Genomic DNA, 21,630 nt, shown 5'->3' on the forward strand with positions numbered 1-21,630 from the left:
TATTAAAACTGTTGGGCTTAGCAGTAAGCTGAACGGATTTTTAATCCGTTTTCTATTAAACCGCCTTCTGGGCTGACAGTGTTACGTCTTTTACTTTTTTCGTCGTGCTGTTGGAAACCTCAACCCGGTACGTACCGTTTTCGGCATCTTTCAAACCAAAGTGGATCGTGTTGCCTTCCACCAGTTGTTGGCTGGCGATCACTTCACCGTTCATTTTCGATAATTTAACCGTAATGGGTTGATCATCGACCCGGTTGACAACAACCGTGACATTGGCTTTGGGAGCCGATTTCCCCACCAACGAACCAAGCAGTGATTGGGGGATAACGGCGTCAACGACACAAATCATAACAAAGCCCATTCCAAGGGCGAGTAACGAAGCTTTCAGTGTGGTGTTCATCTTTTTATTTGTCTACAGTGGAAAATCTCTTTGTTTTTGTTTCAACAAAGTAACTATAAAAAGATAATACAAAGTTCTCGCTAATTAAGACACTGATTTTCAGTGCAATTTCTATTTACACATCTTATTGCAATTGTATTTATCCGCACCAAATAATATTTCGAAGTTGCACAAAAAACATATGAAACATTTTTACTTATGCCGAATACTCAAGAATGAAAAATATTCGAAAAATTCAAAAATTCTTTATATAATACAATTTTATTTCTGCAGGACACGTACATTTTTCGACAAATCCTGGTGATTAGCTCCGTTGGACAGGGCCTATTCTACACGATCAGAAAGGATTTTGTGGCTAATTGGGACTTAAAACGCTGGAGAAACGTCGCTTTTGCCCCCTCCAAATAATGCAAGGGGCGCACCCGGTTTCCCTGACTGCTACCGCCCACCGGCTCAACAAATGCTTTGGGGTATCTTTTAAGACTGGCTGGTGTACCAGCCGGTTATTTTCGGGAACCGGAAGGCGGCTTGAATTTCACGCGGATAAAGCGCGGGCGATACAGATTAGGCTCTCTTTTCAGGACATCGAAAAACTTAAAACTATTAACATTGTAGGAAATCAGCAGTTCGCCCGCAGCCGAAAGCGCCGGGTGGGCCTTTGCATTGTAGGTGAATAAATCCTTGTCTTTTATATCGCTGGTCGTCCTGTAGAGAATGATCCGGGGCCCAAAAGGACCAACGGGCGATGGGCCAACCTGCATACAGATTTCCGGAAAAATGCCGCTCAACTGATACACCAGCGCATAATTCCCTTTTGACAACCGGCTCACACTCATTTCGTTGGAAACCGAATCACTCAACGCCACGACCGATTTAGGGTCGTCCGACCAGGTGGTTCCGTCCCAAAACCGCCACTGATCGAACGAAGCGATGCGATCTGGTTTGACGCGGGCGGCCACCAGTTTTTTGTTCGCCCCCTGGATGCCATAGACGTACACAAAACCATCCGGCTCCGCTTCACCGGCCGATGGTGCCCGGTTGACGATTCCGGCACCAAACGAAATGGTTTCTTCGCCGGGGGTGTAGTGGTTAAAGGGCAGGTCAATCTGCTGATGATCCGTGTAAGGAAACCGGCTGTTGCGGGGGACCCGAATCAGCGTATTCCCGGTTTCTTTAAACGGAAAACCCGACTGATCATGGGTATTGGTCATTTTATAGGCAAACAAAAACAAATCCTGGTTAGCATCGGGATTGACAAACCCATCGCCCAGCCAGAAGTACGTATTCGGATCCGGCTGACCGGTTTTAGGCGCGAAAACCGCTTTGTATCCCTCCTTGGTGCGGGCGGTTTTAAAGGCAATCAGGGTTGAATCGGGAGTGTTGCCCTTTAGCACGGCCACGGAATTATTGACCATGACGGAACCAGGTTTAAGCTGGCCGCCCGCAATTTCACCAATCATTGTATCGCTAAACACAAAGAGCAGGCTATCGCCCGGTTCGGCATCCTTTCCCGAAAACGGAATGGCATAAATCCCATCACCGCCAAACCAGCCGGATTTCCGCAGAAAGAGATGGGTCCACTCCGGGGCCGGTTCAACGGTAAACTCCGTTGCATTGACCGCTATTTCCTGCCTCGTCTGCTGTTCGTCAGCCGGTTTTGAAGTACACGAAAACCAGAAAGGCAGGATAAACAGGAGGCAATATTTCATCGATAAACGACTGGCTTTAAACAGGTAGCGGAATAAAAACCGCGTGCGCTACGACAACGCTTCGGTCGTTTCCGGCGTCACCACAACCGGTTTGGGCTCTTTTCCGGGCGGAATATAGTGCCGGAAAAAACTCCCGATTTTCATTTGCAGGACACCAAAAACGGCTTCTTTAAAAATACCGGTCGACATTTTGGATATGCCTTTGGTGCGGTCCGTGAAAATAATCGGCACCTCGGTCATCCGAAAACCGTATTTCCAGCTTAAAAACTTCATTTCGATCTGGAACGCGTAGCCGACAAAGCGAATATTATTTTGCAGAATGGCGGTCAGCACAGTCTTGCTGTAGCAGATAAAACCGGCCGTTGGGTCCATCACCGACATGCCGGTGATGAAGCGAACGTAAACCCCGGCGAAGTACGACATCAACACCCGCCCGATCGGCCAGTTCACCACATTGACGCCGGTAATATAGCGGGAGCCAATGGCCACGTCGTTACCACCGCGGGCGCAGGCGTCGTAAAGACGCACCAGATCGTCGGGATTGTGGGAGAAATCGGCATCCATTTCGCAGACATATTGGTACCCTTCGCCCAACGCCCAGCGAAAACCGGCGATGTAGGCCGTTCCCAGGCCGAGCTTCCCGCTTCGCTCCATCAAATGAAGCCGGTGGGCAAACCCGTCGGCGGCAAACTCCTGCTGCAATTCCTTCACCCGCCGGGCCGTGCCATCCGGTGAGCCATCATCGACGATCAGGATATCGAAAAGTGCCGGCAAGCTCAGGACTTTTCGGATAATAGCCTCGATGTTTTCAATTTCGTTGTAGGTCGGAATGACCACTAAACACTCTTTCAAGGTTCTGATTCGGGTTAGCGTTTCTCCCTGTAAGTTACTGGAAACCGGCCTGATTTCATGGATCTTTGGCCTTAAAATTTGTTAAAAATCACCCTCTCTACCCGCTCCGGCCAGCTGGGCGGCCAGCTCCCGGGCTTTTCGGATGCAGTCGGACAGGCTCGTGCCCTGGTACCAGTTGGCGCACACATACAGGCGACTGGACTGGAGCGCCGGAATCCGGGCCTTCACCGGTAGAATCCGGGCGTCATACTGCGGAATGGCCCGTTCCCAGCGGGTAATCCATTGCCGGTGCGGTTTTTCGGCCCGAATGCCAAACGCCTGGCTTAGTTCCTGATGCAGCCGTTGCTGAATCACCTCGTCGGGTTGCCGGGCGTTTTCCTCGCGCTGACTCCCCCCCACCAGACTGGTCAGGAGAACCTCATCAGCCGGACACCGGCCCTCGAACACCGAACTGCTCCAGATGTGACCAGAAACAAACCGGTTTTCCTGCCGGGGATTCAGGCCGCCAAAACCGTTAAGCGGGTGTTTGACATCGGCCCGTTTGTATACCGAATGAACGGCGGTCATGGGCGGATAATCGATTTGCCGGAGCAACGCAGCCAGGTCGGGCGAATGGGGCTTGAGCAAACCGGCGGCCGCGTTTGTATCGCAGGCCAGCACTACCGCATCGGCTGCGTACGAACCGCTTTGGGTTTCCAGCACCCAGCCGGTTTCGGTTTTCGTCAGCCGGTCTACCGAATCGTTCAAATTCAGGTGGGTCAGCCGGCTGGCCAGCGCCTTAGGCAGGGTTTGCAGCCCGTTGCGAAAACTGAACGACTGCCGACGGTTGGCGCCCGCATTTTTGATGAAGCCTTTCAAAACCGAACCGTACTCTTTTTCGTAGCTCAGCAACACGGGGAACGTTTCCGAAACCAGCAGCCGGTCGGGATCACCGGCGTAAATACCGGCCACAAACGGCGCCAGCGCATATTCGACGAGTTCCTGCGAAAACCGCCGACGGAAAAACTCACTCAGTGTTTCACCGGGCGACGAAACCGTTCGGTTGGTGCGTTCCCGCCAGATCGCTTTTTTGGTTTCCCAGCTAAAAAACGAGCTGAAAATCAGAGACAACGGCCCGGTTGGCAAGGGCTGGTAGGCCCCGTTCCGGTAAATAAACCGGGCTTTGCTAACCGGGTTGGCAAAGGTAATTTCCGGTGTTAATTCCAGTTGATCAATCCAGGCCAGCAAAGCCGCATCGCCCAGCAACGAGTTTGGTCCAAGTTCAATCAGGTAATCGGCTTCGCGCCGGGAGCGCATCAAACCGCCCGGTTCGCCACCGCGATCAAACAACCGATACGGTACGTGGCGCTGCTGAAGTTCATAGGCCAGCGTCAGGCCCGATATTCCTGCTCCGATAATGGCAATCATTTCTTCAGATTTTTGAGTCGGGCGGGGAGTTTGCCGGTGTTCACCGGAGCTTTTTTGCTGGTACTGTCCGCCGGTTTATTTCGCCGTTCCAGTTCTTCTACCACCTGCTTGTAAATACCGGCCATCTGGTCGGGGTTCGACGAATAATAGGTATAACTTTTTGAATACGCGGCCGTATCGACCTTATACTTCCGGAAAATCTGTTTCTCCAGCCGCTTATAAATCAGCGTATTACTATCCAGAGAAACCCGGTTCATTTTCGTCACCCGCGCTTCGGCGAGGTGAATTTCGGTCAGAACCTGGACCATTTTTGACTCCGGAATCAGATTATCCGGGGCTTCAACCACGTTATTCTGGCAAGCCTGCAACCCACTGACGAACAGCAACCAACCCAATAGTCGGAGAAAGCTGCACCGTTGCGCGTTCATTTTCGTTATTTTTGTCAACTGAGGCATTTGAGTGCAAATGTCGGGAATCCTGTTCGTATAACACGCGGCTATTCGTTCCTGAACAATTTTTAACAAAATTTTCGGTGATAATTGGTTCTAACAACACGATACACGAGTTTTTAGCGCGGCTTTACCAGTTTGAAATCCGGATCCGGAAAGCCGTCAATTCGCAGATGCGCGGAAGCTTTCGCTCCATTTTCAAAGGTTCCGGCCTGGAGTTCAGCGACTTGCGAACGTACCAGTACGGTGACGACGTGCGCGCGATTGACTGGAACGTTTCCTCGAAAGGCCACGGCACGTTCGTGAAGATTTTCCGGGAAGAAAAAGATCAGACGGTTTTTTTCCTCGTCGATGTCAGTGCCTCGCAGGAAATCGGAACCACGGGCCGCTCCAAACTCGATACGACCCGCGAAGTCTGTGGCGTTCTGGCCCTGTCGGCCATCAAGGAAGCCAGCCACGTGGGCATGTACTGTTTCTCGGATCAGAAAGAAAAATACCTGAAACCGTCGAACAGCCTTAAACAGGGTTACCAACTGATTGTCAATCTCTTCAAACTAAAACCGGAGTCCGTCCGCACCAACCTGGCGGATGCGCTGCTGTTTACGCTCAATGTATTAAAACGCCGGAGCGTGGTTTTTCTGGTGTCGGACTTCATCGATTCGGGCTACGAACACAACCTGAAAGCCCTCGCCCGGAAACACGATCTGGTGGTGATTCATACGTACGACCAGCGGGAAACGAACCTGCCCCGGCTGGGCATCATTCCGGTTTACGATACGGAAAGCCGCCGGACCGTCTGGGTCAATACTTCCTCGCCGGGCTTCCGCAACGGCATTAAACAGACCTTCCGGCAGAGCCAGCAGCAACTGGAGCGGTTTTGTAAACAATACAATGCCGATTACGTGGCGCTCGATTCGCAGGCGGATTATGTCCCGCCCCTCATTGAACTGTTTCGGGTCCGTAAAGCCCGGTGAGTCGTTAACCGTCCCTAACCATGCCGAAAGAACCCAAACCGTTTGCCCGATTCCGTCCGCAACCCGGCCTCATCCGGCGGTTTTTCGTTCTTTATGCCTGGTTTTTTCTTCCGGTTTCTTTGCTCCCAGCCTTCGCCCAGGTTCCCAAAGGCGTTTTCCTGACCGACACGATTGAGATCGGGAAACCGTTTCAGTATTCGCTCAGTATTCGCCACCGTGCGAACATCGATGTGCTGTTTCCGGATACCAGCCGGCATTTTGCGCCCTTTCTGGTACGTGATATTTCGATTTTTTCGACCAAAACCGACGCCAAAGGTAGCCTGGACAGTTCGGTTTATACCCTAATTTCGTTCGAAACCGGGCCGCTGCAGACGTTGCGCACCCCGGTGCTGCTGCTGCGAACGCCCACCGACAGTATACGGGTCTTCTCCAATACCGACACGGTCCGGCTGCGGCAGCGGATTCAAACGCTGCGCCCCGACACGCTCCGCTTATCGACGGCCACCCAGGTGGTCATGCTTCAGCAACAGATGAATTATCCGCTGTTGATGACGATTGTCCTGGGTATCTGTGCACTGGCGGGCGTTCTGTTCTTGTTTTTTGGCCGGACGATTCGGACCCGCATCCGGCGCTACCAGTGGTTCCGGCAATACCAGGATTTTCAGCGTTCGTTCCACCGGCTGACGCGCAACATTGGCCCCGAAACCGCCCACGACGATGCGGGCCGGGCCGTGGTCATCTGGAAGAAATATATGGAGCGGCTGGAGCGAAAACCGTTTACATCTCTGACCACCCGCGAAATTGTGGAACTGGTGCAGGATGATCGGCTGGCCGGTGCACTGAAAGAAATCGACGGGGTGATTTACGGCAGTATGTATTCCGACCATACTCAACAATCGCTCCGGGTGCTGAACGAAGTGGCCGACAGCGCCTACCAGCGCAGCAGTCTGCGTTTGCAGGAGGAGAATGCGGCCGTCACGACCTGAATACTTTACGGATGGAATGGTTTTCGTATCAATGGTTTACAAGTACGCAACTGCGCCAGTTCACCTGGGCGCATCCGATTTATTTGTACGCCATTCCGGCGATTTTGCTTCTTTTTGGATTGCGGGCCCTGTTGTCGGGGCGTTCGCAGCAGCGGCTGAGCGTGGCGCTGAACCGGACGGAACTCCAGCCCACCCTGATTGGGAGCCTGCGGTATTTGCTGCCGATCAGTTTGTTTATCAGCCTTGCGCTCATTCTGATGGCGCTGGCCCGGCCACAACTGATTCGCGAAGAGCCCGAGCGGGTCGCCGAAGGCATCGATCTGATGCTCGCCATCGATATTTCGTCATCCATGGCCGAAACCGATCTGAAACCGAATCGGCTGGAGGCCGCCAAACGCGTGGCCCGGGCTTTCGTCAAAAGCCGCCGGAACGACCGCATCGGCCTGGTTATTTTTGCCGGAGAAGCCTATTCCCTTTGCCCGCTAACCACCGATCACGAATTGCTGAACAGCTACCTCAACGACCTGGATGACAGCATGATCAAAACATCCGGCACGGCCATTGGCAGTGCCCTGGCGGTTTGTATCAACCGGATGCGGGAATCGAAGGTGAAAAGCAAGGTGACCATTTTGCTCAGCGATGGCGACAACACGGCGGGCAATCTCGATCCGGTGACGGTCGCTCGGCTTGCCAAAGCATTCAACATCCGGATTTATACGGTGGCCATTGGTCGGCAACCGCTGATGCAGGTTCCTAACACCCTGGCTACGGTAACGATGGACGAAGGGATTCTGACCACCATTGCCAACATTGGGGGCGGGACCTTTTTCCGGGCGGGAGATGCGCCCCGTTTGCAGGCGGTTTTTAACGAAATCGACCGGCTGGAAAAAGCGCCCGTCAAAACCGTGGTTTACAAGGATGTGAAGGATTTTTACCGCATGTACCTCTATTGGGCCGTGGTGTTCCTGCTGCTGACGCTGTTCCTGAAGAATACCATTTTTGGAAATATTTTGGAAGATTGAATTAGGGAGGAAAGACAAGAGACATGAGACAAAAGACTAGTTGCTCTCCTATCTCTTGTCCCCTGTCTTTCGTCTTTTGTCTAACTATGCTATTAGCTTATTACAACGAAAACTACATTGAAGCGGGGCTGGATGAAGTCGGGCGGGGCTGCCTGGCCGGGCCCGTGGTGGCCGCTGCGGTTATTTTGCCGAAAAACTACACGCATCCGATCCTGAACGACTCGAAACAGTTGACCCGGTTTCAGCGCGAGCAGTTACGGGAAGAACTCCAGCGCGACGCGCTGGCCTGGGCCGTGGCCGAAGTCTCGAACGAAGAGATTGACCAGATCAATATTCTGAAAGCAAGCTTTCTGGCGATGCACCGGGCGCTGGATGAAATCATGAATCAGGTGGGCGGAATCAAGCCGGATCATCTGCTGGTGGATGGCAACCGGTTTGTCAATTACCCGATGATTCCGCATACCTGCATTGTGAAAGGCGACAGCAAATTTCTGTCGATTGCGGCCGCGTCGGTGCTGGCAAAAACCTACCGCGATGAGTTGATGGAAAAACTGGCGATTGAGTTTCCACACTACGGCTGGGAACGGAATGTCGGTTATCCGACACCCGTTCACCGCCGGGCGATTCTGGAACACGGGCCGTGCCGCTGGCACCGGATGAGTTTTCGGCTGGTATAAATTTTGGAGGCAGTTTCCAACGCTTTGTCCCTCAACGGTATCCTGCTGTTATCTGCCTTTACCTAAACTCCTATGAAAACGATTCCCTGGCTGCTGTTGCTGCTGCTGGTCATGGCCTGCAACCGCAAAAACGACGATGCCATTCTGGCGCGGGGGCAATCCTTTCGCCTGATTCGAACGGATTATTACGGTCTCCCGGCCAATCCGTCTTCGTTTCGGTCAACCCGCTACGACTATGATGAGAACAACCTCATCCGCGAAGTAATTACCGACAATTCAACTGGCGCGGTCGAGACTAAACAGGTTTACCGCTGGTTGACTGGAAATGTCCTGCGCGTCGAACAGCATTTCACCAACCCGCCCTGGTCGGGTAGTTTTCTAGCGGGACTGCCGTTGAAAATGTATTCCTACAACGAGACGCTTTATAACGCCGACACCACGATTCGCGAACGGAAAAATTACATAGTTCAGCCCGATAACACCATCGACTACCGTTCTTCCACAAAGTTCGAATACGACAGCCAGAAACAAGTGACGAGACGGAATACGTACACGACTGATGGCAAACTGGCTTCCTATACGTTGTTTCAGTATGATAACCGCGGAAATGTGACAAGAGAAGATCGGTATACCGATGTGTCTAAGGGCGCCCGGCCCAATATCAGTACTACTTACGAATATGATAATGCCCCAAATCCGTATCGTACGGTCGGGTTACATTCAGAAATCAGCTGGTACATGAGTACCAACAATATCGTCCGCCAAAAATCGATCAACCTGGTTTCAGCCAGCAATACGGATGAGCAATGGACGTATGAATACCGTTCTGACGGTTATCCGGCCCGGCAGATTTACGCGGATGGCCGGAAAGAGGATTTTATCTATTCAAACTGACCATGAGAGAACCTGACCGACCACACTCACCAGTTGTAAACCGGAACCGGCCGTGTTCGAGATGGCACCTCCCAAGTCCGGTTCTTCTTCCTTTTCTGTTCCTATTGATTCTGGTAACGGCCTGTGACCGAAAAAACGATGAGGCCATTCTGCCCCGTGGTCAAGCCGTTCGCCTGATTCGACACGATTATTACGCGGACCCGGCCAAGCCCACGACCGTCGAATCGACATACTATCTATACGACCCCAATAACCGCATTCAGAAAATCATCACCCATAGACCTGATGGCAACCCGGATAGCCAACTGATTTTTCACTGGCTTAACCCGACCACCCTCCGGGTCGAGCAATACTATACGAATCCACCCTGGTCGGCGACCCGCGTTTCCAACCTGCCGTTAACGCTCTATTCCTATACCGAAACCGTTTACAATGCGGATACGACCATTAAGGAGCGAAAAACCTATACCCTCGTTGACAACAAAGCTGATTACCGGTCATCGAGCTGGTTTACCTACGATGCGAACAAGCGGATCATTCGAAGAGACATTTATGATACCAGTAACCGGCTGACTTCTTCCGTTTCTTTTACCTACGACAACCGGGGGAATGTCACTCAAGGAACAGAAAGCCCTGTATATGAATACGATACTGCCCCAAACCCTTACAAACCCGTTCGGATCGATGCGGAAATCAGCTGGTTTATGAGCGCTAACAATATTGTTGGCATCCGGTCGGTTAATCCAACGACGGGTATGGAGAACGTGGAGCGTTACCGCTACGAATACCGGGCCGACGGTTATCCCATCCGGATGATTTACCCCGATGGCCGGAAAGAGGAGTTTATTTACAACCAATAAGTATACGGTTTTCAGTATATGGTTTACGGTGTTTGCTACGCGTCAGCTACCGTAAACGGAAAACCGTAAACCGTTACCCTTGCTTCGGGCGTTTGTACAACGGCACGGTGCTACACGGTTCGCCGAACATGATGCTCTGGGCCACCGGCCGCAGCCGGCGCGTGATCTCGACATAAGCCGCCGTTGGCACCGGTACGTTGCTGCACCCTTTTACCACCACACGGGCGTCGCGGTAATCGTCGATATTGATGCGGTTGATGGCGTCGAAATAGAGTTTTTCTTCCAGATCCTGCAACGAGCCAAACACCACCGTGTGGGCGTGCGGTTCCAGCTGAATCGTCAACAGCATGTATGCCCAGGTCGGCACGATGGCATCTTCCGAACAGGTAACGGCCACATTTTTCCCGGCATACTGACTCCAGTCGTGGGTTTTGATGAATTCCCGGAAGTCTTTTTCCTTCAGAATCAGCCCCATAAACAGGTTGTCTTTCAAGTCGTACACAACCCGCTCGCCGGGATGGTAATAATCTTCCAGATCGAGCGATACCAGGCCGCTTTTGGCCACGCGATTGACAATCAGTTCGGTTTCCATACCGGCTAAACAACCAACTTCTTCGGCTTGGTTCCCACAAAATCCTTTAGGTAATATGGTTCAAAACCGGCGACATCTTCAAACCGGTTTTCCCGATAGGCCACAGCCGCCAGTTGCCCGACGGTTTTGGCCGACGGATGAATAAGCGGGTCCGGAAAAACCGCATTCGGCTGATGCCCCAAAACCGCCCGGCATTTGGCCGCGCCATTCCCGAAAAAGACAACGGGCTGTTGCATCAACAACTCCGCAAACGACTGATCATCAATAATCTGAGCCGAAGTTGGCATTCGTTCCCGGCCTTCTGCATCATAAATTGCACAATAGACTTCCATCCGCCGGGCATCGAGCATGGGGCAGAGCGCATACGAAGGGGGATAAAAACCGCTTAGTTGGCGGGTCATCGCTTCGAGTGTATTGATCGCCAGCAGCGGTTTATCGAGCGCAAAGCACAGCCCCTTCGCCGTCGAAACCCCAATCCGCAAACCCGTATAGGAGCCCGGCCCCTTGTCAACGGCAATGGCATCCAGGTCTGAAAGCTGGTAACCACTGTGTTGCACGGCATTCTGAATCAGTGTCGTCAGCATTCCTGACGACGATTTTTCGGTAAACAATTCGTAACAGGCCAGCACGGACCCGTCGCGGTGCAGCGCCACAGAACAGACCGTCGTGGACGTATCGAGGGAGAGAATGAGCACAGATAAATGATAATGATGAGTTAAGAGTGATGAGTTAAGAGTTATTTGAACGCGTCCGCCAACCGCTGGGCGGCCCCGTCTTAACTCATCACTCTTAACTCATACCTCCTTAAGGTTTTCCTTTCAAAATAGACTGATACCGGTTCATGTCGTTGAACAGGTCGAGGGCGGCTTTGACTTCCGGATCGGTCGCAAACGAAGCCTCTTTCATGCCCTTCTGCAGGTAATAATGACCGACAATTTCCTGCTCGAGCAGGGTTTTCAGTTCGCCTTTGAACGTCGCCAGATCCACTTCTTTACTGTGCGACAACTTCGTTCGCAACGCCTTCAGTTGGTCCTGAATCTGATCGAACGATTTTTCTTTCTTGGCCGAAGCTTCCAGCGTTCCCAGTTCTTTTTCGACCTGCGTCGTATAGTCATACTCCTTGTCTTTCAACCAGGTAACAAAATCCTGGTATTCGGTGTCGGTCAGGTGAAATTCGCGGGCGGGTTTGATCGTCGGGTGTTCGTGCCGGTATTTGACGGCGTAATCGAAAATCAACCCCCGGTTGGTCAGACTGAGCGCAATGGGCGCGGGCGTACTCGGTTCGACCGGCACATCCGGCGTAACGCCCCCGCCATCGTAAACCGTGCGACCGGCTTTGGTTTTGAAGGCGGTTTTCAGCGAATCCGGAATCTTGCCCACGCTGCCGTCGGGGTTGCGGTGGCTGTAGTCGATGGCCTGGATGCAACGGCCGCTCGGAATATAATATTTGGCCGTGGTGATTTTCAGTTTCGTGTTGTAGGAAAGTTCGCGGGTGGTTTGCACAAGCCCCTTTCCGTAGGTCAGTTGCCCCACCAGAACGCCCCGGTCGTAATCCTGAATAACGCCCGAAACGATTTCGGCCGCCGATGCGCTCCGGCTATTGGTCAGCACCACAATCGGCATTTCCAGATCCAGGGGCGGATTCAGTGCCGTATACGTTTTATTCCATTCGGTCACTTTGCCTTTGGTCGTCACAATCTCCGATTCGCGCGGCAACCAGATGTTGGCAATATCGATGGCCATATTCAGCAAACCGCCCGGGTTTTCGCGCACGTCCAGGACGAGTTTCTTCATGCCCTTGCCCTTCAGTTCGGTAAACGCATTTCGAACTTCGCGCGAAGCCGTTCCGGTAAAATCCTTCAAATCAATGTAACCGACCTCGTTGGTAATCATGCCGTAATAGGGTACGTTGGTCATTTTGACCACATCGCGCGTTACGTTCAGGTCGATGGGCGCATTGCTGCCAAACCGCTTGACGGTCAGTTTCACCGCCGTATTCGTTTGTCCGCGCAGCAGTTTGTCGGAATCGGCTTCACGCCGGGTTTTGATGTCGACACCGTCGATTTTGAGGATTTCGTCGCCAATCCGCAAACCGGATTTCTCGGCGGGTGTTCCTTCATAAATCATCATGACGATGCTCCGTCCCTGCCGGGACCCAATGAGCGCCCCGATGCCGTTGTAGCGCCCGGTGGTCATCGTCATGTAGTCTTCGATTTCATCTTCGGCGAAGAAGTTCGTATACGGATCCAGCGATTTCAGCATGGCGTCGATGCTGGACTTCACCATGCGGTTCGGATTCAGCTCGTCGACGTAATAGAGATTTAGTTCTTTGAACAGGGTCGCGTAAATGTCCAGGTTACGGGCGATTTCAAAAAACCGGTCGTCGTTGCGGAACGAGTAAAAGCCAAGGCTTCCTGCCAGGAGGGTCGCGCCCAGGGCGACGGTCAGACGTTTACGCGTAAACATGTTTTTATAGATTAAAGACGCAAGACAGGAGAAAAAAGACGTTGAAACAGCCAAAGTGTCGCTTGTCTATCTTCTCATTTCTTTCATCTACACACGAGCCAAAGCTAATTTCATACTTTTTTCTATCTCTTCAAACGAAATTTTCTCGCGGGCGGTATATAAAAAGACAATATAAGCCGGCGGTTGCTTCGGTTTGTCGGGTGTGCCCCATAAAAGTGACTTGTTCTTCCGGTAGGCTTCCCGAACGCGACGGCGGATGAGGTTGCGGTCGACGGCTTTTTTGAAATTACGACTGGAAACCGAAATCAGGATGGCGGGCAGCGGATCGGTCCCGGCTGGATGGCCACGTTCGGAGTCGGCGGTGTAGAGGAGTCGAAATGGAAAAAGGTAGAACGTCCGCGTGGTCGCACTACCTTTCTGAAATAACTGTCCGATGGTTTTTTTACTGCAAAGCCGTTCGGATTTCGTGAACGTTTGCTTCATGGTTCGTTTAAGGTTTGAGGTTTAAGGTTTAAGGTTGTTTTCACACATTAAACCTTAAACCTCAAACCTTAAACGACTCATTAAATCTTAAACCGATCGCCTTTTTTCTCGTCTGAAACCGTCAGTTTATGACGTCCTTTGGCGCGACGAGCGGCCAGAACCCGGCGACCATTGGCCGAGGCCATGCGCTCACGAAAACCGTGTTTGTTCCGGCGTTTGCGGTTCGAAGGTTGAAACGTTCTTTTCATGACTTAGTATATCTTAAAAATCCCTATTTTCAAATGAGTCTGCAAAGGTAGACAATGTTACGGAACGAAACAAGTTTGAATTGGAGATTTAGCGTTTTCATCAACAAGGGGTTATATTCGCAACTATGCACTACCGTATTTCTTCCAGCAACCCTTCGTCCCGAATCATTGAAGTTGAGTTTTTTCTGACGGATCTTTCCAGCCCCACCGTTGAGTTGCAACTCCCGGCCTGGCGCCCCGGTCGGTATGAACTGCAAAACTTTGCCAAAAACATTCAGCGGTTCGAAATTTTCGACCCCACCGGCAAACCGCTACCCTTTCAGAAAATCACCAAAGACCGCTGGCGGGTGCAAACCGAAGGGGTGTCGGCGCTGGTAGCCCGGTATACCTATTACAGCAACGTCATTAACGCCGGAACCAGCTACGCCGACGACCGGCTTTTATACCTCAATCCGATCAATCTCTGCCTCTATGCCGACGACCGCCTGCGGGAAAACTGCACGCTCGAACTGGTCATTCCCGACAACTGGCAGATTGCCTGCGGTTTATCAAAAACCGGTTCTCAAACGCTGACGGCTGCGGATTTTTACGAACTGGTGGATTGTCCGCTGATCGCTTCACCGGATTTGCAACGGGCCGATTATGAAGTAGGCGAAACGGTTTTTCACGTCTGGATGCAGGGCGCGATCAAACCGGACTGGGAACGCATCACGCACGATTTCCGGCGGTTTTCGGAAGCCCAAATCCGGCTTTTCGGCTCGTTTCCGGAAAAAGAGTACCACTTCCTGACCCTGATTCTGCCGACGGCGTTTTACCACGGCGTCGAACACCGTAATTCCACCATGCTCGTGCTCGGCCCGAACGACGAGGGCGAAGGACTGTATACCGACTTGCTGGGTGTTTCGTCGCACGAACTGTTCCATGCCTGGAACGTGATTCGCATCCGCCCGGCGGAATTGCTGCCCTATGATTTTACGAAGGAAAATTACTTCACAACCTGCTTCGTGGCCGAGGGGGTGACGACGTATTACGGCGATTTAATGCTTCGTCGGGCGGGCGTTTTCGACGATGCGGCCTACTTCAAAGAATTTCAGGTATTGCTGAAACGCCATTTCGAACCCAGTGGGCGGGCCTTTCAGTCGCTGGTCGAATCGTCCTGGGATTTGTGGCTGGACGGTTACGACAAGGGCGTACCGAACCGGAAAGTGTCGGTGTATTACAAAGGCGCTACTGTGGCTCTGATCCTGGATTTGCACATCCGCCGGAAGTGGAACCACGAACGGTCGCTGGACGATGTGATGCGCCTGATGTGGGAGCGGTTTGGCAAACCGTTTGTCGGGTATACGCTTGGAGAATACCGCGCCGTGACGGAAGAAGTGGCCGGCGAGCCCCTCGACTGGTATTACGACCATTGCATTTTTGGCAACGAACCGCTGGAAAACCGGCTCAACGACTACCTGGCGTTTATTGGTTTGCGACTCGAATCCGACACGACGGATCTGGTGAGTGCGCCCTCCGTTCTGCTAACGCTCGTTGATGACGCAGCAGGGCAGCAAAACCGCCTGCGCTGGCTGGGCGAACAGTCACGACTGGCGTAGCAACGTAAAAAATCCCCTGACAGAGCTTCCACTGTCAGGGAAGGACTTACTGTTTCTTCCTGGCACGCATCTCGGGCAGGGTTTGTCCGGTATCCCCCTGCGCGGCCTGGGGCGCATCCAGCGTGTTCGTAGTGGTGTCGCCCTGAATGCCCATGATGCTGGTATCCTGAGCCATTTCCGTCGAGTCAACGCTGGTGGCGGTGTTTTCCGTTTTGGAATTACAATTCAAGCAGAAGACCGTTAACAGCATTCCCAGCCCGATGGTCAGGCTGCGGCTTCCTTTTTTCAGGTTGTTTTCCATGATAGTATGAACGTTGAGTTAGTAATCCGATAACGCCGGCTGGCCGGCGTTGTTCCCAAAAACAACCCAATGGCCCCCACGCTAACAATCTTCGGAATGCGCCGTTAACTTTTAAACCGCCTTTGTTTCCGACAACATTTTTCCGTATCTTAGCTTGTTATGAATTTCAAGCTGACTTCAGAATTTAAACCCACTGGCGACCAGCCGCAGGCTATTGAAAAGCTGGTAAAAGGGATTCAGGAAGGCGAACCTTCTCAGGTCTTATTGGGTGTTACCGGCTCCGGAAAAACGTTTACGGTAGCCAACGTCATTGCGCAGCTTAACCGCCCAACGCTCGTACTCAGCCACAACAAAACGCTGGCGGCTCAGCTCTACGGCGAGTTCAAGCAGTTCTTTCCCGACAATGCCGTTCATTATTTCATTTCATACTACGATTATTACCAGCCCGAAGCGTTCATCGCGACGACGAATACGTACATTGAAAAAGACCTCGCCATCAATGAAGAAATCGACAAGCTGCGGCTGGCAACGGTTTCGGCCCTGATGAGTGGTCGGCGGGATATTGTCGTCATTGCGTCGGTTTCCTGCATTTACGGCGCGGGAAATCCGCGGGAATACCAGAAAAGCATCATCCGGCTGGGCGTGGGAGAAACCATCAGCCGCAACCAGTTTCTTTTCAAGCTGGTTGAAATCCTCTACAGCCGGACCGAAGTGGAATTTACCCGGGGCACGTTCCGGGTGAAGGGCGATACGGTCGATATCTTTCCCGGTTACGCGGATTTTGCGTACCGGGTCATTTTCTTCGGTGACGAAATCGAAGCCATTCAGCGCATTGATCCGGCTTCGGGCAAAAAACTGGCCGACGACCGGATGATTGCCATCTTCCCGGCCAATCTCTTCGTAACCGGCCGCGATACGCTGAACATGGCCATTGGCGAAATTCAGAACGATCTGGTAGCCCAAATCCGGTATTTTGAATCGGAATTCCGGAATCTGGAAGCCGAGCGGATCAAGGAACGCACCGAGTTCGACATTGAAATGATGCGCGAGCTGGGCTACTGTTCCGGTATTGAAAACTATTCGCGGTATTTCGACCGGCGACTGCCGGGACAGCGGCCGTTCTGTCTGCTCGATTATTTCCCCGATGATTTTCTGACGGTGGTGGACGAAAGTCACGTGACAATGCCGCAAATCCGGGCCATGTGGGGCGGTGACCGTTCCCGGAAAGAAGCACTCGTCGATTACGGGTTTCGATTACCCTCGGCGCTGGACAACCGGCCGCTGACGTTCCAGGAATTTGAAGAATTAACCGACCAAACCGTTTACGTCAGCGCGACCCCCGCCGATTACGAACTGCGCCGGAGTGAAGGCGTCGTGGTCGAACAATTAATTCGCCCGACGGGTCTGCTCGATCCCGAGATTCAGGTACGGCCCAGCCTCAACCAGATCGATGATTTGCTCGAGGAAATCGACAGTCGCGTCAAACGCAAGGAACGGGTTTTGGTGACGACACTGACCAAACGCATGGCCGAAGAACTCAGCAAATACCTGGAGCGGGTGGGCATCAAAGGCCGTTACATCCATTCGGAGGTCAAAGCCCTGGATCGGGTTGAAATTCTGCGGGAATTGCGGCTGGGTGTTTTTGACGTCCTGGTGGGCGTCAACCTGCTGCGGGAAGGACTCGATTTGCCGGAAGTGTCACTCGTCGCGATTATGGATGCCGACAAAGAAGGCTTCCTGCGCGACATCCGTTCGCTGATTCAGACTATTGGGCGGGCTGCCCGAAATGCCAACGGGAAGGTGCTGATGTATGCCGACCGCATTACGGGCTCGATGGAAAAAGCGATCAGCGAAACCAACCGCCGGCGCGAAATCCAGATGGCTTACAACCTCGAACACGGGATTACGCCCACGACGGTTTTGAAATCCCACGACGCCATTATGGGCCAAACCAGCATTGCCGATTCACGGCCGGCGGTCAAGCAATACTACGTCGAGCCCGACGAGTTCCGGATTGCCGCCGACCCGGTGGTGCAATACATGGGGAAAAACGATCTGGAGCAGGTGATTAAGGAAACGCAGCAAAAAATGGAAAAAGCCGCCAAGGAGTTGGATTTCCTTGAAGCGGCTCGTTTGCGCGATGAGCTATTTCAACTGCGCGATCGCTTGAAAACAGCTCAGGTATAAGATTCTGTTCCGGCGGGCTAAAACGGTATGAAGTTAGTCCGCCGGAACAGAACTAGTTTTAAGCCATGGCGGCTTCTTTCATGCGTTCCGCGTTTTCGGCGATCCGGAGCTGCTCGATAAAATCATCGATGTTACCGTCCATCACCGACGGCAGGTTGTAAACCGTCAGGCCAATACGATGGTCGGTGACCCGGCTTTGGGGATAATTGTACGTCCGGATTTTGTCGGACCGGTCGCCACTGCCCACCATCGACTTGCGCTGTGAACTAATTTCGTCGTTGTGCCGCTGTAACTCGATTTCGTACAGCCGCGACCGCAAAACCGTCAGGGCTTTGTCGAAGTTTTTCAACTGCGAACGTTCATCCTGGCACTGCACGACCAGACCCGACGGAATGTGCGTCAGCCGAACCGCCGAGTAGGTTGTGTTGACCGACTGCCCGCCCGCGCCCGACGAACAGAACGTATCTTTCCGAACGTCGTTCATGTTGATCTGCACGTCCACTTCTTCGGCTTCGGGCAACACCGCCACGCTGGCCGCCGAGGTATGAATCCGGCCCTGCGATTCGGTGGCCGGAACGCGCTGCACGCGGTGAACGCCCGATTCGAACTTCAGTTTGCCGTAGACGTCTTCGCCTTCAATCTGGGCAACAATTTCCTTATAACCGCCGGAGGTGCCTTCCGTATAATCCATCAGCGACATCCGCCACCCCATGCGGTCGCACAGGCGCTGGTACATCCGGAAAATATCTCCCGCAAAAATGGAGGCTTCGTCGCCCCCGGTTCCGGCCCGAACTTCGAGGATGACGTTCTTGCTGTCGTTCGGGTCTTTCGGAATCAGCATTTCTTTCAATACTTCCTCCATCGGTTCCCGCTGCGGCTGGAGCTCGTCAAGTTCGGCCTTGGCGAGTTCGCGTAAGTCTTCGTCGCGCTCCGTCGCCAGAATTTCCTTGGCACCATCGATATCCTGCAACAGCTTTTTATACTGCTGATACTGCTTGACGATCTTGTCGAGGTCTTTGTACTCCTTGCTCAGCTTGGTGTATTTCTTCTGATCCGAAACAATTTCCGGCATCATAATTTGCTGAGAAACCTCCTCAAACCGCTCTTTTATGGCTTCTAACTGGTCAATCATGGGATAGAAAAGATTCAGGACAATCGCATAACGAAGCAGACGGCCTAATTTTCATACAAATCTACGAAAATTCGGTCAGACCACGGTTCCGCCGTACATTTGTCAACGAAACGGCCCGTTGCATCGTTATCCAGCTAAATGACAAGAATATATCGCACTAAGTTCCTCCCCATGAACCGTATCGTTTCGAATTGGTTTTTTCTTCTCAGTGGGCTGTTTTTCGGCCTGTATTTCACGGCCTGCACACCCGACCGCAACCAGAATACCAAAGAACTGGCGCAGGAAATGAACGACCGGAAAATCAAACGGGTCACGGATGCCCAACTGACAACCACCGTCGATGAATGGGGAAAATCCCTCGTGCAAACCGCCCGGAAAGCGCTGACGACCGAGTTGCAGAAAAATACCGGCGACACCGCGCGCTGCTCCGTGGGAAACCTACCGGTCATTCAGAAACTGGCGAAAAAATACGCCGTGACCATCGACCTGCTGAGCGCGAAGGATACGGCCAACCCGGTTTTAAACACCAAGGAGCAGGAATTGCTAGCGGCTTATTTCTACAACGCCCAGAACAACCTTGAACAAAACGACAACATCCAGAAACTGAGCGACACGTTGTTTGTCTATAATGCCCCTGTCGCGCCCGACGATCTTATCTGCAAAACCTGCTCAGACCAGGCAACACCGCCATTCGTGGTCTGGCGCGTGGTTTTCAAAAAACGGGAAGTCATCCGGCGGATCGATCCGAAGAAACTGCAATAACACGTTTCGTAAAACCGTACCCAACCCTTTTGACCGCTATCCGGGCCTCAGCCAACCGAATAGCGGTTTTTTAATTCAGAAAAGAAATGGCTTTGCGCCTTTAATTGGACAAAAAAACGATCAAATAGTACCGCAGAAACAACGATTTTGTATTTTTGACACATTCGCGTTCCATCCCTTATCTATCTAGGAATTTCACGTATGAGCCATCTGAACAACAAACCAGATCAGTCGGTTAGCCGTCGCGGTTTTGTCAAAGCCTCGTCGCTGGCCCTGGCCGGAGTGACCATTCTGCCCCGTCATGTACTGGGCGGAAAACAGGCCAACGGGTCGAGGGTGATTGCCCCTTCGGACAAATTGAACGTTGCCGGGGTCGGGATCGGCGGTATGGGCAAGAGCAACCTCAACGCCTTGGCCCCTACCGAAAACATTGTCGCGCTCTGCGATGTCGATGAGAAATATGCGGCCCCGGTTTTTGAAAAATACCCGAATGCCAAGCGGTACAAGGATTACCGCAAGATGCTCGAAGCCCAGAAAGACATCGACGGCGTGGTGGTGGCCACGCCCGACCACCTGCACGGCGTTATTACCTCGGCGGCCATGAAGCTCGGCAAGCACGTTTACGTGCAAAAACCGCTGACCGTGACGGTCTGGGAATCGCGCGAGCTGGCCCGGCTGGCGAAAGAAAATCCGAAAGTTGTCACCCAGATGGGCAACCAGGGCCACTCGAACGACGACGCCCGGCTGATCAACGAATGGATTGCCGACGGCGCGATTGGGAAGGTGCAGGAAGTGCACGTCTGGACCAACCGCCCCATCTGGCCGCAGGGCATGGATTTTCCGAAAGAAGCCGTGGATGTGCCCTCGACCCTGGATTGGGAACTGTTTCTGGGGCCCGCTCCGCACCGGCCCTACAATCCGGCCTACACGCCTTTCAAATGGCGGGGCTGGGTCGATTACGGCGCGGGGGCACTGGGCGACATGGGTGCGCACCTGGTCGATCACCCCTACTGGGCGCTGGGCCTGAACCCGCCCATCAGCGTGGAAGCGTCTTCGACGCCGTTCAACAAGCAGAGCTACCCGGTGGCGTCGATGGTGACCTACGAATTTGAAACCAAAGACAAGAAAAAACCGCTGGTCATGACCTGGTACGATGGCGGTATTCTGCCGCCGAAACCGCTGGAGTTTGGCGACGGTCCCGTACCGAAAAGTGGCGGGGTCCTTTACGTCGGTACGAAAGGAAAACTCTTCCACGAAACCTACGGCTCCAAACCGCGTCTGTTGCCGCAGGAAAAAATGGATTCGTACAAAAAACCGGCGCAAACGATTCCGCGGGTGGGCATGAGCCACGAACGTAACTGGGCCGAAGCCTGCAAAGGAAATGGCAAAGCGGTTTCGCCGTTCGAATACGCTGGTCCGTTGTGCGAAACCATGCTGCTCGGCATCGTAGCCCTCTACAAACAGGGCACCAAGCTGAACTGGGATACCAAAACCATGCAGTTTACCAACGCCCCGGAACTGAACCAGTACCTGAAACGCGAATACCGCCAGGGCTGGGTGATGTAGTTGATTCGACAAGAGAGGTTAGACAAGAGACGAAGTGTACAGGTTCTTGTCCAACCTCTCTTGTC

General features: G+C 52.8%; 22 protein-coding genes. 10 read left to right on the forward strand and 12 right to left on the reverse strand.

Annotation, left to right across the window (positions count from 1 at the left end; translation table 11 throughout):
* Positions 1-55 precede the first annotated feature (55 nt).
* The 5 genes from ACFPMF_RS15005 to ACFPMF_RS15025 form a co-directional block, all read right to left on the reverse strand.
* The gene (locus tag ACFPMF_RS15005; protein ID WP_379846423.1) at positions 56-400 is read right to left on the reverse strand and encodes a hypothetical protein; all 345 of its coding nucleotides are present in this window, start codon (positions 398-400) and stop codon (positions 56-58) included.
* Positions 401-903: 503 nt separating this feature from the next.
* Entirely contained in the window at positions 904-2,109 is a 1,206-nt protein-coding gene (locus ACFPMF_RS15010; protein ID WP_379846426.1) for a DUF4185 domain-containing protein, read from the reverse strand.
* A 48-nt stretch (positions 2,110-2,157) separates the two neighbouring features.
* Positions 2,158-2,961 (reverse strand): polyprenol monophosphomannose synthase, encoded by an 804-nt coding sequence (locus ACFPMF_RS15015; RefSeq protein WP_379846429.1) that lies wholly within the window; start codon positions 2,959-2,961, stop codon positions 2,158-2,160.
* An 81-nt stretch (positions 2,962-3,042) separates the two neighbouring features.
* Positions 3,043-4,368, reverse strand: coding sequence for a protoporphyrinogen oxidase (gene hemG, locus ACFPMF_RS15020; RefSeq protein ID WP_379846432.1), 1,326 nt, complete (start codon positions 4,366-4,368; stop codon positions 3,043-3,045).
* On the reverse strand, positions 4,365-4,796 hold the full coding sequence (locus tag ACFPMF_RS15025; protein WP_379846434.1) for a DUF4296 domain-containing protein: 432 nt from the start codon (positions 4,794-4,796) through the stop codon (positions 4,365-4,367). Before ACFPMF_RS15025 ends, hemG begins: the two co-directional genes overlap by 4 nt.
* 128 nt (positions 4,797-4,924) lie before the next feature.
* On the opposite strand from ACFPMF_RS15025, the gene ACFPMF_RS15030 reads away from it, so the two are divergent.
* The 6 genes from ACFPMF_RS15030 to ACFPMF_RS15055 all read left to right on the forward strand — a co-directional run bounded on the left by ACFPMF_RS15030 (position 4,925) and on the right by ACFPMF_RS15055 (position 10,230).
* Entirely contained in the window at positions 4,925-5,791 is an 867-nt protein-coding gene (locus ACFPMF_RS15030; RefSeq protein WP_379847197.1) for a DUF58 domain-containing protein, read from the forward strand.
* Positions 5,792-5,811: 20 nt separating this feature from the next.
* Entirely contained in the window at positions 5,812-6,777 is a 966-nt protein-coding gene (locus ACFPMF_RS15035; protein WP_379846436.1) for a hypothetical protein, read from the forward strand.
* A gap of 11 nt (positions 6,778-6,788) precedes the next feature.
* A complete protein-coding gene (locus tag ACFPMF_RS15040; RefSeq protein ID WP_379846438.1) occupies positions 6,789-7,799 on the forward strand; it encodes a vWA domain-containing protein in 1,011 nt (336 codons plus the stop codon).
* Positions 7,800-7,885: 86 nt separating this feature from the next.
* On the forward strand, positions 7,886-8,476 hold the full coding sequence (locus ACFPMF_RS15045) for a ribonuclease HII (RefSeq protein ID WP_379846441.1): 591 nt from the start codon (positions 7,886-7,888) through the stop codon (positions 8,474-8,476).
* Between the two features lie 72 nt (positions 8,477-8,548).
* Positions 8,549-9,370 (forward strand): hypothetical protein, encoded by an 822-nt coding sequence (locus ACFPMF_RS15050; RefSeq protein ID WP_379846443.1) that lies wholly within the window; start codon positions 8,549-8,551, stop codon positions 9,368-9,370.
* A 104-nt stretch (positions 9,371-9,474) separates the two neighbouring features.
* Complete coding sequence (locus ACFPMF_RS15055; protein WP_379846446.1) at positions 9,475-10,230, forward strand: hypothetical protein; 756 nt, start codon at positions 9,475-9,477, stop codon at positions 10,228-10,230.
* A 73-nt stretch (positions 10,231-10,303) separates the two neighbouring features.
* Here ACFPMF_RS15055 and ACFPMF_RS15060 read toward each other — a convergent pair whose 3' ends face one another.
* The 5 genes from ACFPMF_RS15060 to rpmH all read right to left on the reverse strand — a co-directional run bounded on the left by ACFPMF_RS15060 (position 10,304) and on the right by rpmH (position 14,019).
* A complete protein-coding gene (locus ACFPMF_RS15060; RefSeq protein ID WP_379846448.1) occupies positions 10,304-10,822 on the reverse strand; it encodes a DUF2480 family protein in 519 nt (172 codons plus the stop codon).
* 5 nt (positions 10,823-10,827) lie between these two features.
* Positions 10,828-11,517, reverse strand: a complete 690-nt coding sequence (tsaB, locus tag ACFPMF_RS15065) for a tRNA (adenosine(37)-N6)-threonylcarbamoyltransferase complex dimerization subunit type 1 TsaB (protein ID WP_379846451.1) — start codon at positions 11,515-11,517, stop codon at positions 10,828-10,830.
* A gap of 109 nt (positions 11,518-11,626) precedes the next feature.
* Entirely contained in the window at positions 11,627-13,288 is a 1,662-nt protein-coding gene (locus tag ACFPMF_RS15070) for a S41 family peptidase (protein ID WP_379846454.1), read from the reverse strand.
* Between the two features lie 87 nt (positions 13,289-13,375).
* A complete protein-coding gene (gene rnpA, locus ACFPMF_RS15075) occupies positions 13,376-13,771 on the reverse strand; it encodes a ribonuclease P protein component (RefSeq protein WP_379846457.1) in 396 nt (131 codons plus the stop codon).
* 80 nt (positions 13,772-13,851) lie between these two features.
* Positions 13,852-14,019 carry a 50S ribosomal protein L34 gene (rpmH, locus tag ACFPMF_RS15080; protein ID WP_111628991.1) on the reverse strand — a complete coding sequence of 56 codons (168 nt, stop codon included), beginning with the start codon at positions 14,017-14,019 and terminating at the stop codon, positions 13,852-13,854.
* A gap of 125 nt (positions 14,020-14,144) precedes the next feature.
* On the opposite strand from rpmH, the gene ACFPMF_RS15085 reads away from it, so the two are divergent.
* Positions 14,145-15,617, forward strand: a complete 1,473-nt coding sequence (locus ACFPMF_RS15085; RefSeq protein ID WP_379846462.1) for a M61 family metallopeptidase — start codon at positions 14,145-14,147, stop codon at positions 15,615-15,617.
* A 46-nt stretch (positions 15,618-15,663) separates the two neighbouring features.
* On the opposite strand, the gene ACFPMF_RS15090 is transcribed toward ACFPMF_RS15085, so the two are convergent.
* Positions 15,664-15,918, reverse strand: a complete 255-nt coding sequence (locus tag ACFPMF_RS15090; RefSeq protein WP_379846465.1) for a hypothetical protein — start codon at positions 15,916-15,918, stop codon at positions 15,664-15,666.
* A 159-nt stretch (positions 15,919-16,077) separates the two neighbouring features.
* On the opposite strand from ACFPMF_RS15090, the gene uvrB reads away from it, so the two are divergent.
* A complete protein-coding gene (gene uvrB / locus ACFPMF_RS15095) occupies positions 16,078-18,105 on the forward strand; it encodes an excinuclease ABC subunit UvrB (RefSeq protein WP_379846469.1) in 2,028 nt (675 codons plus the stop codon).
* 58 nt (positions 18,106-18,163) lie between these two features.
* On the opposite strand, the gene prfA is transcribed toward uvrB, so the two are convergent.
* Positions 18,164-19,237 (reverse strand): peptide chain release factor 1, encoded by a 1,074-nt coding sequence (prfA, locus tag ACFPMF_RS15100; protein WP_379846472.1) that lies wholly within the window; start codon positions 19,235-19,237, stop codon positions 18,164-18,166.
* 171 nt (positions 19,238-19,408) lie between these two features.
* Here prfA and ACFPMF_RS15105 point away from each other — a divergent pair, with 171 nt between their 5' ends.
* On the forward strand, positions 19,409-19,999 hold the full coding sequence (locus ACFPMF_RS15105; protein ID WP_379846475.1) for a hypothetical protein: 591 nt from the start codon (positions 19,409-19,411) through the stop codon (positions 19,997-19,999).
* Between the two features lie 201 nt (positions 20,000-20,200).
* Positions 20,201-21,565, forward strand: coding sequence for a Gfo/Idh/MocA family protein (locus ACFPMF_RS15110; RefSeq protein ID WP_379846478.1), 1,365 nt, complete (start codon positions 20,201-20,203; stop codon positions 21,563-21,565).
* Positions 21,566-21,630: the final 65 nt, after the last annotated feature.

Origin of the sequence: Larkinella bovis, assembly GCF_042655385.1 — a bacterium.
Taxonomy (GTDB): domain Bacteria; phylum Bacteroidota; class Bacteroidia; order Cytophagales; family Spirosomataceae; genus Larkinella; species Larkinella bovis.

What these genes read in the sequence shown, in the direction of transcription:
- rpmH (WP_111628991.1), bottom strand. Translation starts at nt 14,019, where the DNA reads ATGAAAAGAACGTTTCAACCTTCGAACCGCAAACGCCGGAACAAACAC.
- ACFPMF_RS15090 (WP_379846465.1), bottom strand. Translation starts at nt 15,918, where the DNA reads ATGGAAAACAACCTGAAAAAAGGAAGCCGCAGCCTGACCATCGGGCTG.
- ACFPMF_RS15110 (WP_379846478.1), top strand. Translation starts at nt 20,201, where the DNA reads ATGAGCCATCTGAACAACAAACCAGATCAGTCGGTTAGCCGTCGCGGT.
- ACFPMF_RS15025 (WP_379846434.1), bottom strand. Translation starts at nt 4,796, where the DNA reads ATGAACGCGCAACGGTGCAGCTTTCTCCGACTATTGGGTTGGTTGCTG.
- ACFPMF_RS15070 (WP_379846454.1), bottom strand. Translation starts at nt 13,288, where the DNA reads ATGTTTACGCGTAAACGTCTGACCGTCGCCCTGGGCGCGACCCTCCTG.
- ACFPMF_RS15105 (WP_379846475.1), top strand. Translation starts at nt 19,409, where the DNA reads ATGAACCGTATCGTTTCGAATTGGTTTTTTCTTCTCAGTGGGCTGTTT.
- uvrB (WP_379846469.1), top strand. Translation starts at nt 16,078, where the DNA reads ATGAATTTCAAGCTGACTTCAGAATTTAAACCCACTGGCGACCAGCCG.
- ACFPMF_RS15045 (WP_379846441.1), top strand. Translation starts at nt 7,886, where the DNA reads ATGCTATTAGCTTATTACAACGAAAACTACATTGAAGCGGGGCTGGAT.
- ACFPMF_RS15035 (WP_379846436.1), top strand. Translation starts at nt 5,812, where the DNA reads ATGCCGAAAGAACCCAAACCGTTTGCCCGATTCCGTCCGCAACCCGGC.
- ACFPMF_RS15040 (WP_379846438.1), top strand. Translation starts at nt 6,789, where the DNA reads ATGGAATGGTTTTCGTATCAATGGTTTACAAGTACGCAACTGCGCCAG.
- rnpA (WP_379846457.1), bottom strand. Translation starts at nt 13,771, where the DNA reads ATGAAGCAAACGTTCACGAAATCCGAACGGCTTTGCAGTAAAAAAACC.
- prfA (WP_379846472.1), bottom strand. Translation starts at nt 19,237, where the DNA reads ATGATTGACCAGTTAGAAGCCATAAAAGAGCGGTTTGAGGAGGTTTCT.
- ACFPMF_RS15085 (WP_379846462.1), top strand. Translation starts at nt 14,145, where the DNA reads ATGCACTACCGTATTTCTTCCAGCAACCCTTCGTCCCGAATCATTGAA.
- ACFPMF_RS15060 (WP_379846448.1), bottom strand. Translation starts at nt 10,822, where the DNA reads ATGGAAACCGAACTGATTGTCAATCGCGTGGCCAAAAGCGGCCTGGTA.
- hemG (WP_379846432.1), bottom strand. Translation starts at nt 4,368, where the DNA reads ATGATTGCCATTATCGGAGCAGGAATATCGGGCCTGACGCTGGCCTAT.
- ACFPMF_RS15005 (WP_379846423.1), bottom strand. Translation starts at nt 400, where the DNA reads ATGAACACCACACTGAAAGCTTCGTTACTCGCCCTTGGAATGGGCTTT.
- ACFPMF_RS15010 (WP_379846426.1), bottom strand. Translation starts at nt 2,109, where the DNA reads ATGAAATATTGCCTCCTGTTTATCCTGCCTTTCTGGTTTTCGTGTACT.
- ACFPMF_RS15050 (WP_379846443.1), top strand. Translation starts at nt 8,549, where the DNA reads ATGAAAACGATTCCCTGGCTGCTGTTGCTGCTGCTGGTCATGGCCTGC.